This is a genomic window from Bacillus sp. A1 (assembly GCF_042296235.1).
In the GTDB taxonomy this organism is placed as follows: domain Bacteria; phylum Bacillota; class Bacilli; order Bacillales; family Bacillaceae; genus Bacillus; species Bacillus velezensis.
On sequence record NZ_CP141181.1, the window covers coordinates 3,814,742 to 3,830,933 of the forward strand.

A 16,192-nucleotide genomic window follows, 5' to 3' on the forward strand; every position below is an offset into this window, starting at 1 on the left:
TTTTTTTAAAAACACCCTCCATATGGAAGGTGTCACGATTCCAGCAGCCTTTGGGCGATATATTCTCCTTTTTTACAGCCGCCGGGACAGGCGAATAAGGAAGAGCCGATCGTTTGTGTGTATTCATTCAGCGCATCCTTTGCCGCCAAAGCCTTCAGCATCGGGACAAATTGGCGGTCCGGGTCTTTTTGAAAGCAGATAAACAGCAGGCCTGCGTCAACATAGCCCGTCTTCGGATCAATTCCGTCCGTATAGGAAAATGCCCGGCGCAGAATCTGTCTGCCGGTTGATTTTGCCACGCTGACATGCGAGTCGGCGGGAATTTGATTCAGCTTCACGGGATCGGTTTCCTTTTTTTGTCCGAAAGGCGCGCCCGAGCTTTTCACCCGCCCGAACGTGTCCTCTTGTTCCTTCAAGGATGAACGGTCCCATATATCTAAAAACATCTTAATTTTCCTAAACGCCATGTACGTGCCGCCCGTCATCCAGTCCGGCTCCCCTGATTGAACCCAAACGATCGAATTCATCATGTTTTCATCCTTCGTGCTTTGGTTGCCGGTGCCGTCTTTGAATCCGAAGAGGTTGCGCGGTGTTTCTCCGTTTTTCCCGCCGCTTAAGAAACCTTTATTGAGGAAGCGGACTTCGCACACGCCGGATGCCAGTTTCATCAGGTTTCGCACCGCGTGAAACGCCGTTTGTTCATTATCCGCGCAGACCTGTATGACGATATCACCGCCGCCTTGTTTCTTATCGAGCTTGTCGTTAGGCATCGGCGGAATATCGGCGAGGTGCTTCGGTTTTTTATCCTTCAGTCCGAAGCGGTCTTTCCCGTCTTTCTCGAAAAACCCGGGGCCGAAGCCGAAGGTAACGGTCAAATTCGCCGGTGCCAGATCCTGCGACTCCCCGGTATCCTGCGGAGGCATATCTTTATTTTTCTGTTCGCCTGACGGGACGGCGCCTGAAGTCAGCAGCTGCGTCAGGCTTGTCCAATGTTTGAAAAGGGAGATGACATCGGCTTTGTCGCTTGACATGACATCAAGCGCCGCAAAATACACATACGTCTGATGCGCCGTTGTGATTCCTGCTTGGTGCTTTCCGTAAAAAGGAACGATTTGATCACGATCCCTTTTTTCATCATTCTTCTTTGAAGCGGTGGCCGCCGGTTTGAAGAGCGGCGCGAGTCCTCCGAGGCCGCTCGCTCCGACAGCAACGGCGGCGCCCGCGACGGCGCCCCACTTCAGGACATCCCGTCTGTGGATCTGTTTTTCCTTGTTATGTTCATCGCTCATGCTGTGTCTTAACTCCTTTTAAAGCACATCGGCAATCTTCGACATGGTTTCAGAAAGGGCCGTCAGCTTTGTGCTTATCTCTCTGATTTGATCTGTACTTAATGTATCACAGGACGTATACGATTGATCGCACGTTTTGTATTTCGACATCAAAACTTCAAATTCGCTGAATTCCGCATTAAGTTTTTCCGTGACCTCGAAACGATCTCTCACTGCGCGCTTTTCACTGTTTTATAGAGGGCTTTCGAGCCTTCGGCGCCGGTGGTGATTGGTTCAGGCGTCACTTTAAGAGAAGCGATAGAGCCGTCAAACGCTTCGGTCGATATTGCAAGCTGATTGCCCTGTTCTTGACATACGGCTTATATTCTCCAAGTCCGTCACTGCCTTTTTGCGCACACAGAAAAAGGGCCGCCCTATCGGGACAGCCCTGCTTTGGAGTGCTGAATTTCCTCTGAAAACTTGCGCGCCGCCGCTTTTGGATCTTCGGCTTGGCTGATGGCGCTGATCATGCTGACGCCGTCTGCACCCGCTTCAATGACGGGCGCCGCGTTGTCAGCCGTAATGCCGCCGATTCCTACAATCGGAATGGTGATGCCCTGACGCCGCACCTCTTCAATCAATGTAACGCCCTGCACAGCTTCAGCATCTTTTTTTGTTTCGGTCGGATAGACCGGGCCCATTCCGACGTAATCGGCTCCGGCTTCTTCCGCCCGCTTCACCTCGGAGACGTTATGTGCTGACACACCGAGAATCATATCGCCGATTGCCGCTCTCGTTTCTTCGGCGTCTGCGTCATCCTGTCCGATATGCACTCCGTCCGCCTCAAGGCGCAAGGCCAATTCGACATCATCATTAATGATGAAAGGAATCCCGGCCTGCCTGCAGACATCCTGCACCTGCTTCGCGAACAGGACACGTTCATCCCCTGTTAAAGAACCGCTCCCCTTTTCCCGAAATTGAAAAAGCGTAGCGCCGCCCTCAATGGCTTTTTTCACCACGGAAACGGGGTCTGCGCTTGTATTGTTTGATCCCATAATAAAATAAACCGATAACATATCCTTCATCATTTCCCGAGAAATACGCGTCATTTTTCTGTCACCCTTTCAATTGCGGCAAGCTCGGCCGCTTCTTGTTCGGAGATGCTTGCCAGCTTGTTTAAAAGCTCAATCTGGAAGCTGCCCGGCCCCTTATGGGAGGTGTCCAGAGCGGCAAGCTGAGCGGCGCTTCCGTATACAGAAACGGCTGAAACGGCCGCTTGCAGAACGTCCTGCCCCGCTGCGCAGAAGGCTCCGATTACAGACGTCATCAGGCATCCCGCCCCCGTCACCTTCGTCAGCAGTTTATCACCGTTATGTACGGCGTATGTGCCGGTGCCGTCGGAGATGACGTCGGTTTTTCCGGTAATCGCAATGACCGTCTTCATCCCGCTTGCAGCCGTCTTAGCGAGCTGAACCACATCTCCTCCGGCTTCCCCCGCATCCACGCCTTTTATCTTCCAATCAGGGGCGCCGGCAATATTGGCGATTTCCGCGGCATTTCCGCGAATGACGGACAAGCGGACCTCCTGTATGATCTTGCGGGCTGATGCCGTCCGAAACGGCGTGGCGCCGGCGCCTACCGGATCAAAAATGACCGGAACACCGTTTTCGTTGGCCGATTTTCCGGCTGCGATCATAGCTTCAACCGACACCGAACTGAGGGTGCCTATATTCAGGACGAGCGCTCCTGCGATTTTCGCCATGTCGGCGGCCTCCTCAATTGCATAAGCCATAACGGGCGATGCGCCGAGCGCGAGCAGTCCGTTAGCGGTGAAGTTCGTGACGACATTATTGGTGATACTGTGAACGAGCGGGTTTTGATCCCGCACTTTACTCAAGTGTTGAGCTGCGGTTTGTGCGTCCATGCTTAATCATCCTTTTTTCTCTTTTTCGGATTCCATAAATACGATTTCGTATGCTCCAGCCAGGCTCTGGCGGCAAAGGACATATAGCGGTCTTTCCGCCAAATGATGGCTAAATGCCACGGAATGACCGGATGAACGAGCGGAATGGTTCTGACTTTGTCAGGATCAAGACCGCGGCAGATTCTTTCCGGCAAAAGGCCGATACCGAGATTGGCCGATACCATTTCGCTGATAAAGTCCCACTGTGACGTTTCATAAATGACGTGCGGCCTGAATCCGGCTTTCACGCATTCCGTCATAATTCGATTATGAAGGACAAAATCCTCCCTGAAAAATATGAACGGCTCTTCTTTCAATTCGTGAAGACTGCATTCTTTCTCGTCAGCGAGCCGATGTGACGGATGGACGACGAGCATAAGGGTTTCCTTGACGATTGTGAACGTATGAAAAATTTCTTCATTCGCGGGAAGCACGACGACCCCGATATCAAGCGAGCCGTCCTCCACCCCTTGCTGCACTTTAATAGAGCCGTCCTCAACAAGCTGAAACGTCACATCGGGATATGTGACGCGGAAGTCACCGAGCACTCTCGGGAAAAAGCCGGACCCGATCATCGGCGGAAGACCGATGCGGACGTGCCCTTTCTTCACTTCCATAATATCATTCAGCTCTGACGTCAGGTTTTGGAATGACTTTGTGATTTCCTGCGCCTGCACATACATGCTCTGCCCGGCGTCAGTCAGTTCAACTTGCCGGCCATTGCGGTAAAACAGCTTAATGCCGAGCTCCGTCTCCAGGTTTTTAATCATTTTTGAGATTGTCGGCTGTGAAACATACAGCGACTGTGAAGCCTTCGTAAAGCTTTTCAAACGGGCCACTTCCAAGAAATACGTTAAGTGCCGGATATCCATTACATTTCATCCTTTCTATAGACAAAAGGAATACACATTATTCTTTATATGTATTTTACCTATAGCAAAACCTTCTGTACAATATAAATATAAGGGAGGCATCATTATGAAAAAATTGCTGCTTACCGTTATTCAAATCGCTCTGCTGTTTATATTTGCGCGTCTGATCAATTGGGTCACGGCGGCTCTTCATATAAATATTCCCGGCAGTATAATCGGGATTGTGATTCTTTTCACATTATTGCATTTCAAGATTATCAAACTTGAATGGATTGAGCTTGGCGCAGCATGGCTCCTCGGTGAGCTGCTGCTGTTTTTCATCCCGTCTGCCGTCGGAGTGATTGAATACGGAGATATTATGTCTAAATTCGGCGTAAGCATTTTACTTGTCGTCGTCATCAGCACATTTGTCGTGATGGTTTCAACAGGTACGCTTACACAGCTGATAGCAAAAAGAAAGGAGAAAAAACAAACGTGTTCATCGGAATCATAAGTTTATTCTTAACTGTCTTAGTATATTTGGGCGCGAAAAAACTCTACACTCGTTTTCCGCGGGTGTATACGTCGCCGCTTCTGATTACGCCCGCTGTTTTGGTCGTACTGCTGCTTCTTGTCAATGTCCCGTATCAGACATACAATCTCGGCGGCGGACTGCTGACCGATATGCTTCAGCCGGCAACAGTGGCGTTCGCCATCCCGCTTTATAAATATTTCCCGATTTTAAAGAAATACGCCGTGGAAATTATTTTGAACGTAGCGGTCGGTTCATGTATCGCCATTCTGTCAACGGCCTTTATCGCCAAATGGTTCCATCTCGGCAGCAGCTTAGTCGACAGTCTCGTGCCGCGATCCGTGACGACGCCGATTGCCATGAACGTTTCAGAAATGATCGGCGGGATGCCGGCCGTTACAGCGGTTTTCGTCATTTTAACGGCTTTATTGGGAACGATCATCGGGCCGATGGTCATCCGCTATTTCCGCATTGATAACGAAATTGCCCGGGGCGTGCTGCTCGGAACCAGCGCGCACGGAGCGGGAACATCTAAAGCATTTGAGCTCAGCTCCGTATCAGGAACGATCTCAAGCGTGTCCATGATTCTCGCCGCGATTATGACACTGTGCGCGGCCCCGATTTTGCTTTCGTTTATGTCATAAAAGACTGCTCCTTACAGAGCGGTCTTTTTTTATTTGCTATGAAGGATTGATTTGTCTGTCCTTCATAAAAAGACGAAAACACGATATGATAAGATATGAAGTGAAAAGACTGAAGAACGGATGTGTCATATGAACGGCCAGCAGCGAAGCAGCATCAGAAAAGGACTTGAAGTCGATATCGTCCTGAAAGCCGATCAGCGTTCAGGAAAGCTGACAAGAGGAATCGTGAAGGATATTTTGACGAACTCAAGCTTCCACCCGCGCGGTATTAAGGTCCGCCTTGAAGACGGGCGAATCGGCCGGGTCCAGCACATTATTGAATAGAAAAAGCCGGAGCTTCACGCCCGGCTTTTTTTCTTTAATTTCAGCAATGAAATCCTCATATGTTCTCCCTTTATATACAAAAAATCTTTATCCAACTATTGACTCTTACGCTGCGTAATACTTTAGAGTAGCCATTAAGGAGGCGGCAAACGTGATGGGTATGAAAGTAAAAGAGGTAGCTGAACTGATTGGAGTAAGCATACGTACTCTCCATCATTACGATCAAATTGGATTATTGACTCCTCAGGAAACGACCGATTCCGGTTATCGGCTTTATTCTGAAGAGAATCTTGAACAGCTGCAGCAGATACTATTTTTCAAGGAGCTCGATTTCTCCTTAAAAGAGATTAAAGAAATCATTAATAGTCCTTCATTTAACCGAAGGGAGGCATTAATTTTACAAAAGAAAATGTTGATTGAGAAACGGAATAGAGTCGATAAGATGATTGCAACCATCGATAAATCAATCAAACATATGATGGGAGAGATTTGCATGACGAACAAAGAGCGGTTTGAGGGAATGAACTTCAATCGTAATCTTTATGAACAAGAAGCTCGCAAACGGTGGGGTGATCAACCTGTCGATAAGGTAAATATTAGATTGAAAAACATGACTGATGGTGAGCAAAAAGATTTATCTGATAAGTGGACTGCAATGTTCAATAAATTTGCACTCCTTATTAACCAATCTCCCAAGTCCCCAGACGTACAAACAGCTATCAAAGAGTGGTTTGATTTTCTCAATGAAAATTTTGGTGAATATTCTTTTGATGCCTTTTACGGATTAGGTCAACTCTATATCGAAGATAAACGCTTCACTAAGAACATCGACCGGTATGGTGAAGGGTTGGCGAAGCTCATGAGTGATGCCATTACAATTTATATAGATAACCAAAAAAAGGGTGGTACCCATTAAAATCATTATCGAGGATACAATTGGGCAATACGAAACGTTATTTTCAATGATTGAAAATAGAGAAGATTATTATCGGTATTCAATGATGAAACCTTTTGAAGATATGTGGAAAAAGATGAATGTTCCCTTAAAGGCAAAGGAACCTAACGGATATGATGTAATCATGGCTGCAAATATGCTGGGCTATCTGAGCATATTTGATACGGAAACCGGAAGAAAAGCATTAGAGAATCTAAAAGAAATTCAAGCTCTTCAAATTGCATATGGCACTTTAACTCATTGTGTAGAATTTATCAAACAAAACCGCTTAAAAATAAATGCTGATGAAATAAGGTTTGGGATGTATCTGGCTAATCAAAAAAAGCTTGAGTTACATAGAGGGTATTGTGGATTCGGAGGAATTCCGGGATTTATTCAAGTTTCAATATTCCCCAATTCATATAACATACCGAGACTGCCTGCTGTAATCGCACATGAATTTCATCATAATATTCGTTTTTCGTATTTCAATTGGGATTATGGGAACGTAACGGTTGGGGATTACTTAATTATAGAGGGGCTGGCAGAATCGTTTGCCAAAGAACTTTACGGAGAAGCTCTGTTAGGTCCCTGGGTTACTTCTTTTGAAAAAGAAGACTTAGAATACTCAAAAGAAATCATCAAAGACTCATTAAATGTGAAAGGGTTTGCTGAGGTCAGCAGTTACATGTTTGGTGACACCTTTGCAGCCGAACAAGGTTATCAGCCTGTCGGCTTATCACCGTTTGCCGGTTATGCGGTTGGCTACCAAGCGGTGCAATCCTTCATGAAAGCCAACAATGTGGGCATTAGTGAGGCCACTTTACTTGGCACAGATGAGATACTAAGAAATAGCGGGTTGTTTCTTTAAGAATGAAGATTATTTTATCCCGTATTAAAGCGATGGAAGAGGGTTTTCTTTTCCCCTCTTTCCACGCTATAAATGATCATCCTATTTTTTCCGCAAGAAAACAACCTTCAAATAATTCCCTTCTTTAAACGCGGGAATCGTTTTGAAATCTTCCGGAAGCGTATATTCTTCCAAAATGTCGTAACGCTCATTTGTTTCTTTAAAGGCGGTCTCTATAAAGCCTTTAAATTTCTTCATATTGAAGGCGCTGCTGTTTGTCGAAGCGATGATGATGCCGTTTTTTGCAGTGATGGCGATCGTTTCCTTCAGCAGGTTTTTATAATCTTTCGCCGCGCTGAACGTCCGTTTTTTTGTGCGGGCGAAAGAAGGCGGATCAAGGATGATGAGGTCAAACGCCAGCCCTTTTTTCTCCGCATAGCCGAAGTATTTGAAAACATCCATGACTTTAATGTCATGCGCCTCATAATCAATTCCGTTGGCGCTGAACTGTTCAATCGTTTTTGCGAGACTGCGGTTGGCGACATCGACGCTGGTCGTTTTCTCAGCTCTGCCAAGCGCCGCCGCAACGGAAAATGCCCCCGTATAAGAGAACGTATTCAGCACCCGTCTGCCGTTTGCATACTTATCCCGAATCGCTTTGCGCACATGACGCTGGTCTAAGAAAATGCCCGTCATCGCCCCATCGTTTAAATCCACCGCGTACCGTATGCCGTTTTCTTGAACAATGACCGGAAAATCTCCTCTTTCGCCTTTGACAAAATCGTCGTCTTCCACGTATTGCCCAGCCGTATCGAATCGTTTCTTTTCATAGATCGCTTTATAAGAAAGCTCCAGTCCGTCAATCGCCTCAATCATGCTGTCCTTATAAGCGTAAATGCCTTTACTGTACCATTGAATCAGCAGATAACCGTCATAAAAGTCAATCGTGACGCCGCCGATGCCGTCGCCCTCACCGTTGAAAAGCCGGAACGCCGTCGTATCGGGCGCCTTAAACAGATGGGCTCTTGCTTCAGCCGCTTTTTTCAGCTTGTCCAGAAAGAAACGTCCGTCGATCCGTTCATCTCTCGCGCGGGACAGCACCCAGCCGACTCCTTTATTCTGCAAACCGTAATAGCCTTTTCCGATAAACTCACCCTTCTCGGATGTCACATCAAAAAGATCGCCCTCTGTTAAATGAGCCGAGCTTCCGGACAGAGCGTCTTTTTCAATCAGGGGGAATCCTTTTTTCAGCTTTCCGGCAAATGTATCTTTCACTGTAAGTAGCTTCATTGTGCATTCCTCTTTCGTTTTGCTTTCTCTTATCGTACCATAAAACATGATCAACACCGCATTGTCCCGAAAAATTCAAAACAGGGGGAAAACCATGACAGCCAAAAGAATCGACCATACAGGCATTATGGTCAAAGATATTGAAACATCCATCGCCTTTTACCAAGACGTTCTCGGTATGCAGTTAAAGGATCGTATCACTCATACGAACGGCATTATTGAACTTGCCTTTCTCGGCTTTCAAGAAGGGCCGGAGACAGAAATTGAGCTGATCCAGGGCTACAGCAGCGAGCTTCCCGCAGAAGGAAAAGTGCACCATGTTGCTTTATTGACTGAAGATATCGCAGCGGAGTTCACACATGCAAAGCGTCAGGGCGCCGTATTCATTGATGAAGAAATCACGACGCTTCCGAACGGGTACCGCTACTTTTACATTGAAGGACCTGACGGCGAATGGATCGAATTTTTCCAGCGTTAAAAAAAACGGGCGAAAGCGCCCGTTTTTTTTATGTTTCTTCTGTGACGTTTTGTTCCGCCGCCCGTTCCTCTCTCCATTTTTGAAGATCCCAAATTCGGAAAAACGGATAATAGATGATAAATGTAATCAGGAGATTGATCAGCTGCATGACCGAACCGGAGATTTTCCCGCCCGTCGCCAAATAACCGGATATCAGCGGCGGCATCGTCCACGGCACGGCGATTCCCGCCGGTTTTGCCACCATCCCCGTGCTCATCCCGATGTACGTCGCCGTAATGGTCAAGAGCGGCGCAATGATAAAGGGCACGATTAACAGCGGATTCATGACGAGCGGCATCCCGAAAATAATCGGTTCGTTAATGTTAAAAATCGCGGGCCCGATGCCGAGACGGCCGAGCTGTTTCATCTGTTTGCTTCTGGAGCGCACAAGCATGGTCAGCACAAGGGCAAGCGTCGCTCCGCTTCCGCCGACATTAATCCATATTTGAAAGAACTGTGTCGTAAAAATGCTCGGCAGCGCTTCTCCCGCCTGAAAAGCCAAACGGTTGGCGTCCATCGCCCCGTACCAGATCGGCGACATGACGCCGCCGATAATGGACGCGCCGTGTATGCCGCACGACCAAAGCAGCATTTGCACGAATTCGGCGATAAGACTTCCGCCGAGACTCCCGCCCAAAATAGACAGCGGGGTGCCCAGCAGATCGCCTACGACATTGTGGAGGCTTTTAAAAGGAGTTATTTCAATAAACAGACGGGCCAGCCATACAAGCGTAATAATAATGAAACCGGGGATGAGCGCAACGAACGATTTGCTGACCGCAGGCGGCACTCCGTCAGGCATCTTAATAACGATATTTCTTTGTATGATAAACCGGTACACTTCCGTAGACAGCATTGCAATGATCATCGCGACAAACAGACCTTTGCTTCCGAGCAGCGAAATCGGAATGCCGCCTCCCACCATAATCTCTGTTGCCGAGCCGTCAGGAATAAACGGAATCTGATACGGCGTCGCCAATAAAAAGGCGGCAAGGGCAATGGCTCCCGACGACAGGGCATCCACTTCATAGCTTTCCGCAAGCCGGTAGGCAATCCCAAAGGCGGCGACAAGCGCCATAATGTCAAAGGACGCATTCACGGGATACCCGAGCTTTTCAACCCAATTTTCACCGAAAAGACCAGCCATAAAATCGGCATAACCGGGAATCGGAAGACTCGTCAGAATCAGAAAAACCGATCCGATGATGATAAGCGGCATAGTCAAAATAATGCCGTCCCGCAAAGCTCTTAAGTGCCTTTGACCGGCGACTTTTCCGGCGACAGGCATGATTTTTTCTTCCATGACCCGATTGAACGTACTCATTTATCAAAAACCCCCTTTTTGAGTTCATTGCGCAGATGTCTTAAAGCATTTTCTCCATCATATTTTGGAAACGCTTACATTTGCATACAGAAATTTTCCTTATCCCTCAGGAAAAAAAGAATTCCGCACTGCCGATATATAAAGAAAAAGGGGGAATCACAATGTATCACATCCTGAAACCGATAATGGCCGCGGCCTTGTGCGTCAGCCTGTTCTCCGCCGCGGCGCCCGCGCACGCCGAGACGCACGACCGGGACGTTATCGTGGTGTACAAAAATCAAAACGGCAAGGAATCCGCCATAGACAGCGGAGCGGATGTGGAACAGACCTATCAGCATCTCCCGGCAGTCGCCGTGTCAGCCGATTCACAAACGGTGAAAGACCTGAAACAGGACCCTGACATCTTATATGTAGAAGACAATGTATCCTTTCAGGCAGCAGGCGGTTCTGATATCCGCCCGTTATCAGCGGCCCAAAGCAGCAGTTACGCGCTGCCGCAATGGGATATAGAACCGACTCAGGTCAAGCAGGCGTGGAAAGAAGGCTTGACGGGAAAAAAGGTGAAAGTGGCTGTCATTGACAGCGGCATTTACCCTCATGATGACCTTTCCATTGCCGGAGGCTATTCCGCAGTCAGCTATACTTCCTCATACAAAGATGACAACGGACACGGGACGCATGTCGCCGGAATCATTGCGGCCAAACATGACGGATACGGCATTGACGGCATCGCGCCGGATGTCCGGTTATATGCGGTTAAGGCATTAGACAGAAAGGGTGCAGGCGATCTTAAAAGCCTTCTTAAAGCGATCGACTGGTCGATCGCCAACAAAATGGACATCATCAATATGAGCCTCGGAACTAACGCAGACAGCAAAATTCTTCACGACGCCGTAGACAAAGCATACAAAAAAGGAATCGTGATCGTAGCCGCCGCAGGAAACGACGGCAACAAAAAACCCGTCAATTATCCGGGTGCCTACAGCAGCGTAACGGCAGTCTCAGCGTCAACTGAAAAAAACGGTCTCGCGGCTTTTTCCACGACCGGAAAACAAATTGAATTTGCCGCACCCGGCACCAATATTACGAGCACGTATCTGAATCAAATGTACGCCGCGGCTGACGGCACATCTCAAGCCGCGCCGCACGTCACCGGCATGTTCGCGCTGCTCAGGCAGAAATATCCCGAGGAAACAAATACACAGCTCCGGCAGCAGATGCAGCAAAACATCAAAGATCTGGGCGCTCCCGGACGTGACAGCCGATTCGGGTACGGCCTGGTGCAATATCACGTAAAGCAAAAGAGTTTCGCCGAACGGGCCGTAATAAAAGCGGAAAAGACGAAAAAACAGGCAGATATCAATCAAGCAAAAACGGCAGTCAGCAAGCTGTCCAAGTCAAAGGGAAAAACCGCTCTCGAGGCGCGGATCAATAAAGTCCAGACGGCAAGAAATGTGACGGACGCAAGAGACAAAGTCCGGACTGCCGAAAAACAAAAGAAAAAAACCGCCGTCAATGCCGCACAAAGCGCCATCCGCAAATTACCGGCCGGTTCAGAGAAAAAAGGGCTGCAAAAGCGGCTTAACGCTGTCAACTCAAGCCTTTTGAAAACAGCTGAGGCCAGCGTCAAGCAGGCGGAAAAAAAGACCTCTGAGGCCAGCACCGCAAAAGCCCAAAAAGCAGTCAGCGAAATCCAGCCGGGAAAAGAAAAAACCGCTCTGGAAAAACGGCTTGACCGGATAAAAGATAAACTCAACCGGCAACAGGCTAGAGACAAAGTAAAAGCGGCTGAAAAAACCAAGACGAAAAAAGCAAAATCAGCGGCGCAAACGGCAGTCAGCCGGTTGAAGCCGTCTGCCGAAAAGACCAGTCTGCAAAAACGCGTGCGTGCGATTCGGGTGAAATAATAAAAAAAACGCTTGAGAGCCGGATAGCGGCTTCACAAGCGTTTTCATCACACCTGCCTATTGGTTCATGGCCGGGCGGTCAATCGTGTTCCATTTCGTAAAGGACATATATCGGAAATAATGATCACGATACGGGTGCGAGGTGCCTGTATTCCAAGGCTTGTCGCTGCCGCAGAAATGGACGATGGCCGGTTCGGCACGTGTTTCTCTGTAACGGATACGGTCGATCAGTTCAGGAGGCGTTTTCTCATTCATGATAATATGCGTCTGCGCGTTCCAGCGCGGATGCAGTTCATGCCATTGATCATATAAGATCGCGTTAAGCGCGTCCTGATCATGAAACACGAGAAAATCCTCCGAGCTGTTTTCGTTGATAAAATCAATCACCTTTTCGGAAATATTCTGTCTTCTCCAAGGTTCGAAATCTATAATCATAATGCCGGAATTAAAATACTTGGCAGTGTCGCTGATATTCATTTTTTTCAGTCTTTCATGCTGTCCGGCGTCTTCTACCGCCGCAACTATTGCCGGGGAAATATCCAAGTCCCATAAAACCGAAATATCTTCCATCACAATTGCATCGCAATCAATGTAAATCATCCGCTTTACGGACTCATCCTTAATTAAATCAGGGATGGAAATGCGGTAATAAGCCGCTTTTGTAATGTGGCTGCTTTCGACTGCATGCTTGTATTGATCAGCGTCTACTTCTAAAAATTCAAGCGGTGTCCCGAATGACATCGCGGTCTGTTCAAGCTTGTCCTTGTTTTCGGAAGTAATTCCGCCGTCGATCACATATAATTTCGCATCCCTTGTTTTATCCATATTCATCAATAAAGAAGCGAACATCCCACCCAAATGACGAGCATAATGATCATCGGCACATGATACGATATGCATTGTTTCATTCTTTCCCACTGATATTCATCTCCCTTTTTGTTGTACAAATGTCTTTCCCTTTTTTTAAAAAGTAAACCTCGATCTTACACATTTTTTCTGCGGGAATGTGCTGTTTGCGATTTGATATCTTTTGCATTCTCTGTTAAAATTCATTTCATAGCTAATGATTCTGACAATAATAAGGAGCAAGACGCCATTGACGAATCGCAACGATGCCGGATCAGACAATAAGAAGCCGAACAGGCCTTTTTCCGATCTATCCGGCCGAAACAAAGAGGCGGCCTATATTGCCGCTGCACTCTATCGGTCCGCCCAGCAGCTCCGTGTAAAAATGGAGAAAGAGGTGCTGTCGGCACACAAATTATCATGGACGGCGTTTTCCATTCTGTATGACCTTTGTGAATGGGAAACGCTTGATACAAGAAGGATAGCCGCTCTATCCGGAATTACCGCGGCGACGGCGAGCAATGTCCTGAACACTTTGGAGAAGAAGGGCTTATGCAGCAGACAAACGAACAAAAGAGACCGCAGGCTTGTATTCGTCAGTATTACCGATGAGGGCAGAAAGGTTATTGAAGACCTTTACCCCGACTTTCATCAGGGGGAAATTGAACTGACGGCCTGTCTGGATAAACAGGAACAAAAAACGCTGTCCGCCCTGCTGCAAAAAATCGCTGACAATTTCATAACATAGCAGCTATGACGGGAATCAGTAACGGATTGTCTCCCTGTTTCAGAGAGCCGGCGGATGGTGCAAGCCGGCACAAAGACAAACGTGAATTACCTCCCTGAGCTTTCTTTGTGAACTTCAGTAGCAAAGAACGGGAAACCGTTATTCGAATGAGCGGAAGACGTCGTCTTCAATCAGGGTGGTACCGCGTGCATACAGCCACGTCCCTTTTGGGATGCGGCTTTTTTGTTTGGGTAAAAAAAGGAGGATGTAAAAGATGGAATCAATCACTTTAACGAATGATCAGGAAAAAGAAGTACAAAGGCAGCTGGATTTGTACATGACCGGCGCCGCGGACGTCATACCGCCTGAAGAATTGAGAAATAAAATCGCCAAATCAGTGACATCCGGCAAGCCGCTGAACATTAAACTCGGCCTTGATCCGTCCGCACCCGACGTCCACTTGGGCCATACCGTCGTGTTAAACAAACTGCGCCAATTTCAAGAAAACGGCCATATCATACAGCTTGTTATCGGGGACTTTACCGGAAAAATCGGTGATCCGACGGGGAAGTCGCAAGCCAGAAAACAGCTGACTGATGAAGAAGTCCAGCACAATGCCAAAACCTACTTTGAACAGTTTGGCAAGGTGCTGGATCAAGACAAAGTTGAACTTCACTGCAACTCAAAATGGCTGAAGACATTGAATCTGGAAGATGTGATTGAATTAGCGGGGAAAATTACTGTCGCCCGTCTGATGGAGCGCGACGACTTTGAGGAGCGCATCGCCATGCAAAAACCGATCTCACTTCACGAATTCTTTTACCCGCTGATGCAGGGTTACGATTCTGTCGTTCTCGAAAGCGATATCGAACTCGGCGGTACGGACCAGCATTTTAACGTGCTGATGGGCCGCCATTTCCAAGAACGCTACAAAAAAGAAAAGCAGGTCGTCATCCTCATGCCGCTTTTGGAGGGTCTTGACGGCGTTGAAAAAATGTCTAAATCAAAAAACAACTACATCGGTATTGACGAGCATCCGAACGACATGTACGGCAAAACGATGTCATTGCCGGACAGCCTGATGAAAACATATATTCATTTAGCGACAGACTTAGAGCCTGCGGAGAAAAAACAGATGGAGAAGGATTTGGAATCAGGAAAGCTTCATCCGAGAGATGCCAAAATGATCTTAGCGGGTACAATCGTCAGAATGTACCACGGCAGGAAAGCGGCGGATGCGGCAGAACAGCATTTCAAACGTGTCTTCCAGCAAAACAGCCTGCCTGAAGATATGAAAACCGTCATATGGGACGGAGAAAAGACCGTGCCCCTTATTGAGCTGCTCGTCACGATTGGACTCTTTTCTTCAAAAAGCGAAGCACGCCGTATGATTCAAAACGGCGGAGTCAAAGTGAACGGGGAGAAAACGGATGCCCTTCATACCGTCATTACCGCAGAAGACGGCATGACGATTCAGGTGGGCAAGCGAAAATTTGTTTGCTGCGCGTAAACGGATAAATAAACAGCCGGACTGCACATAAAAGCGGTCCGGCTGTTTGTGATGCGTCAATCGTTTAATCGACTTCTCTCTTAATCCCAAGCATCTTTTCGTCTAAATAATGGGCGATGTCCGCCGCTTCCTTCAGCTCGTCGGTCAGATGCTTTGGGACTTCGTTATTTAATTTGTAATAAATTTTATGTTCAAGACTCGCCCAAAAATCCATGGCAATGGTGCGGATTTGAATTTCCGCCTTCACATATTCCACACGATTCGTCAAATAAACGGGAATTTCAATAATCAAATGCAGGCTGCGGTAGCCGTTCGGCTTCGGATGTTTGATATAATCCTTCACCTTTACGATCTTCAGGTCCTTATGCTGCTTCAAAACCTCAGCGACATTATAAATATCGGAAATAAAGGAACAGATAATCCTGACACCCGCAATATCATGAATATGCTCTTTCATTTCCTGCGTCGTCACATCGCAGCCTTTGCGCATCAGTTTATTGACGATACTCTCGAAACTTTTTACGCGTGATTTTGTATGCTCGATCGGGTTATGCCCGTGAATCAAATTATATTCCTGGCTGATGATCGAAAACTTCGTATCCAGCTCATCTAAAGCGAATTTATAAACTAATAATTCATTTTTCCAATCTTCCATGACCGTTTTCAAATCATCCATATGGGCTGTTGACAAGTCCATTTTTTTCA

Annotated in this window: 17 protein-coding genes, 1 pseudogene and 1 other annotated feature; of the genes and pseudogenes, 9 read left to right on the forward strand and 9 right to left on the reverse strand. The window is 47.4% G+C overall.

Features of this window, described 5'->3' with window-relative positions; all coding sequences use genetic code 11:
* Nucleotides 1-32: 32 nt before the first annotated feature.
* From efeB to cidR, 5 genes and pseudogenes are all read right to left on the reverse strand, one after another.
* Nucleotides 33-1,289 (reverse strand): iron uptake transporter deferrochelatase/peroxidase subunit, encoded by a 1,257-nt coding sequence (gene efeB, locus U2H13_RS18820; protein ID WP_163094093.1) that lies wholly within the window; start codon nucleotides 1,287-1,289, stop codon nucleotides 33-35.
* Between the two features lie 18 nt (nucleotides 1,290-1,307).
* Nucleotides 1,308-1,627: pseudogene (locus tag U2H13_RS18825) on the reverse strand (Efem/EfeO family lipoprotein); the annotation flags it as partial.
* 75 nt (nucleotides 1,628-1,702) lie between these two features.
* Nucleotides 1,703-2,377, reverse strand: a complete 675-nt coding sequence (gene thiE / locus U2H13_RS18830) for a thiamine phosphate synthase (RefSeq protein WP_021494737.1) — start codon at nucleotides 2,375-2,377, stop codon at nucleotides 1,703-1,705.
* Nucleotides 2,374-3,192 carry a hydroxyethylthiazole kinase gene (gene thiM, locus U2H13_RS18835; RefSeq protein ID WP_376700582.1) on the reverse strand — a complete coding sequence of 273 codons (819 nt, stop codon included), beginning with the start codon at nucleotides 3,190-3,192 and terminating at the stop codon, nucleotides 2,374-2,376. Before thiM ends, thiE begins: the two co-directional genes overlap by 4 nt.
* Nucleotides 3,193-3,194: 2 nt before the next feature.
* Nucleotides 3,195-4,103, reverse strand: a complete 909-nt coding sequence (cidR, locus tag U2H13_RS18840; protein ID WP_003150908.1) for a cidABC operon transcriptional activator CidR — start codon at nucleotides 4,101-4,103, stop codon at nucleotides 3,195-3,197.
* A 106-nt stretch (nucleotides 4,104-4,209) separates the two neighbouring features.
* Here cidR and U2H13_RS18845 point away from each other — a divergent pair, with 106 nt between their 5' ends.
* From U2H13_RS18845 to U2H13_RS18865, 5 genes are all read left to right on the forward strand, one after another.
* Nucleotides 4,210-4,596 carry a CidA/LrgA family holin-like protein gene (locus tag U2H13_RS18845; protein ID WP_007407725.1) on the forward strand — a complete coding sequence of 129 codons (387 nt, stop codon included), beginning with the start codon at nucleotides 4,210-4,212 and terminating at the stop codon, nucleotides 4,594-4,596.
* A complete protein-coding gene (locus U2H13_RS18850) occupies nucleotides 4,578-5,258 on the forward strand; it encodes a CidB/LrgB family autolysis modulator (RefSeq protein ID WP_007407726.1) in 681 nt (226 codons plus the stop codon). The genes U2H13_RS18845 and U2H13_RS18850 overlap by 19 nt, the downstream gene beginning before the upstream one ends.
* Nucleotides 5,259-5,387: 129 nt before the next feature.
* Nucleotides 5,388-5,582 carry a YwbE family protein gene (locus U2H13_RS18855; RefSeq protein WP_003150901.1) on the forward strand — a complete coding sequence of 65 codons (195 nt, stop codon included), beginning with the start codon at nucleotides 5,388-5,390 and terminating at the stop codon, nucleotides 5,580-5,582.
* 154 nt (nucleotides 5,583-5,736) lie between these two features.
* Nucleotides 5,737-6,498, forward strand: a complete 762-nt coding sequence (locus U2H13_RS18860) for a MerR family transcriptional regulator (protein WP_095271326.1) — start codon at nucleotides 5,737-5,739, stop codon at nucleotides 6,496-6,498.
* Nucleotides 6,485-7,387, forward strand: a complete 903-nt coding sequence (locus U2H13_RS18865) for a DUF2268 domain-containing protein (protein WP_095271085.1) — start codon at nucleotides 6,485-6,487, stop codon at nucleotides 7,385-7,387. The genes U2H13_RS18860 and U2H13_RS18865 overlap by 14 nt, the downstream gene beginning before the upstream one ends.
* Before the next feature lie 81 nt (nucleotides 7,388-7,468).
* On the opposite strand, the gene U2H13_RS18870 is transcribed toward U2H13_RS18865, so the two are convergent.
* The gene (locus U2H13_RS18870; RefSeq protein ID WP_103526532.1) at nucleotides 7,469-8,656 is read right to left on the reverse strand and encodes a class I SAM-dependent rRNA methyltransferase; all 1,188 of its coding nucleotides are present in this window, start codon (nucleotides 8,654-8,656) and stop codon (nucleotides 7,469-7,471) included.
* A 94-nt stretch (nucleotides 8,657-8,750) separates the two neighbouring features.
* Between U2H13_RS18870 and U2H13_RS18875 the strand changes: the two genes are divergently transcribed.
* Entirely contained in the window at nucleotides 8,751-9,134 is a 384-nt protein-coding gene (locus U2H13_RS18875) for a VOC family protein (RefSeq protein ID WP_003150894.1), read from the forward strand.
* Nucleotides 9,135-9,162: 28 nt separating this feature from the next.
* On the opposite strand, the gene celB is transcribed toward U2H13_RS18875, so the two are convergent.
* Nucleotides 9,163-10,497, reverse strand: coding sequence for a PTS cellobiose transporter subunit IIC (gene celB / locus U2H13_RS18880; RefSeq protein WP_007407728.1), 1,335 nt, complete (start codon nucleotides 10,495-10,497; stop codon nucleotides 9,163-9,165).
* 161 nt (nucleotides 10,498-10,658) lie between these two features.
* Here celB and U2H13_RS18885 point away from each other — a divergent pair, with 161 nt between their 5' ends.
* A complete protein-coding gene (locus U2H13_RS18885) occupies nucleotides 10,659-12,404 on the forward strand; it encodes a S8 family peptidase (protein WP_103527221.1) in 1,746 nt (581 codons plus the stop codon).
* A gap of 57 nt (nucleotides 12,405-12,461) precedes the next feature.
* On the opposite strand, the gene U2H13_RS18890 is transcribed toward U2H13_RS18885, so the two are convergent.
* Nucleotides 12,462-13,322 carry a glycosyltransferase family 8 protein gene (locus U2H13_RS18890; protein ID WP_038461681.1) on the reverse strand — a complete coding sequence of 287 codons (861 nt, stop codon included), beginning with the start codon at nucleotides 13,320-13,322 and terminating at the stop codon, nucleotides 12,462-12,464.
* A gap of 178 nt (nucleotides 13,323-13,500) precedes the next feature.
* Here U2H13_RS18890 and U2H13_RS18895 point away from each other — a divergent pair, with 178 nt between their 5' ends.
* Both U2H13_RS18895 and tyrS read left to right on the forward strand, forming a co-directional pair.
* A complete protein-coding gene (locus U2H13_RS18895; protein ID WP_014419207.1) occupies nucleotides 13,501-13,998 on the forward strand; it encodes a MarR family winged helix-turn-helix transcriptional regulator in 498 nt (165 codons plus the stop codon).
* Nucleotides 13,995-14,206: a binding site (T-box leader), on the forward strand. Its footprint overlaps the gene before it by 4 nt.
* Nucleotides 14,207-14,251: 45 nt before the next feature.
* A complete protein-coding gene (gene tyrS / locus U2H13_RS18900) occupies nucleotides 14,252-15,487 on the forward strand; it encodes a tyrosine--tRNA ligase (protein ID WP_103526531.1) in 1,236 nt (411 codons plus the stop codon).
* Between the two features lie 64 nt (nucleotides 15,488-15,551).
* On the opposite strand, the gene U2H13_RS18905 is transcribed toward tyrS, so the two are convergent.
* Nucleotides 15,552-16,184, reverse strand: a complete 633-nt coding sequence (locus U2H13_RS18905) for a GTP pyrophosphokinase family protein (RefSeq protein WP_103526530.1) — start codon at nucleotides 16,182-16,184, stop codon at nucleotides 15,552-15,554.
* Between the last annotated feature and the right edge of the window lie 8 nt (nucleotides 16,185-16,192).

Excerpts from the sequence above, each read along its gene's own strand:
- tyrS (WP_103526531.1), top strand. The coding sequence starts at position 14,252 with ATGGAATCAATCACTTTAACGAATGATCAGGAAAAAGAAGTACAAAGG.
- U2H13_RS18855 (WP_003150901.1), top strand. The coding sequence starts at position 5,388 with ATGAACGGCCAGCAGCGAAGCAGCATCAGAAAAGGACTTGAAGTCGAT.
- U2H13_RS18870 (WP_103526532.1), bottom strand. The coding sequence starts at position 8,656 with ATGAAGCTACTTACAGTGAAAGATACATTTGCCGGAAAGCTGAAAAAA.
- U2H13_RS18905 (WP_103526530.1), bottom strand. The coding sequence starts at position 16,184 with ATGGACTTGTCAACAGCCCATATGGATGATTTGAAAACGGTCATGGAA.
- cidR (WP_003150908.1), bottom strand. The coding sequence starts at position 4,103 with ATGGATATCCGGCACTTAACGTATTTCTTGGAAGTGGCCCGTTTGAAA.
- U2H13_RS18845 (WP_007407725.1), top strand. The coding sequence starts at position 4,210 with ATGAAAAAATTGCTGCTTACCGTTATTCAAATCGCTCTGCTGTTTATA.
- thiM (WP_376700582.1), bottom strand. The coding sequence starts at position 3,192 with ATGGACGCACAAACCGCAGCTCAACACTTGAGTAAAGTGCGGGATCAA.
- thiE (WP_021494737.1), bottom strand. The coding sequence starts at position 2,377 with ATGACGCGTATTTCTCGGGAAATGATGAAGGATATGTTATCGGTTTAT.
- U2H13_RS18875 (WP_003150894.1), top strand. The coding sequence starts at position 8,751 with ATGACAGCCAAAAGAATCGACCATACAGGCATTATGGTCAAAGATATT.
- celB (WP_007407728.1), bottom strand. The coding sequence starts at position 10,497 with ATGAGTACGTTCAATCGGGTCATGGAAGAAAAAATCATGCCTGTCGCC.
- U2H13_RS18860 (WP_095271326.1), top strand. The coding sequence starts at position 5,737 with ATGGGTATGAAAGTAAAAGAGGTAGCTGAACTGATTGGAGTAAGCATA.
- U2H13_RS18885 (WP_103527221.1), top strand. The coding sequence starts at position 10,659 with ATGTATCACATCCTGAAACCGATAATGGCCGCGGCCTTGTGCGTCAGC.
- efeB (WP_163094093.1), bottom strand. The coding sequence starts at position 1,289 with ATGAGCGATGAACATAACAAGGAAAAACAGATCCACAGACGGGATGTC.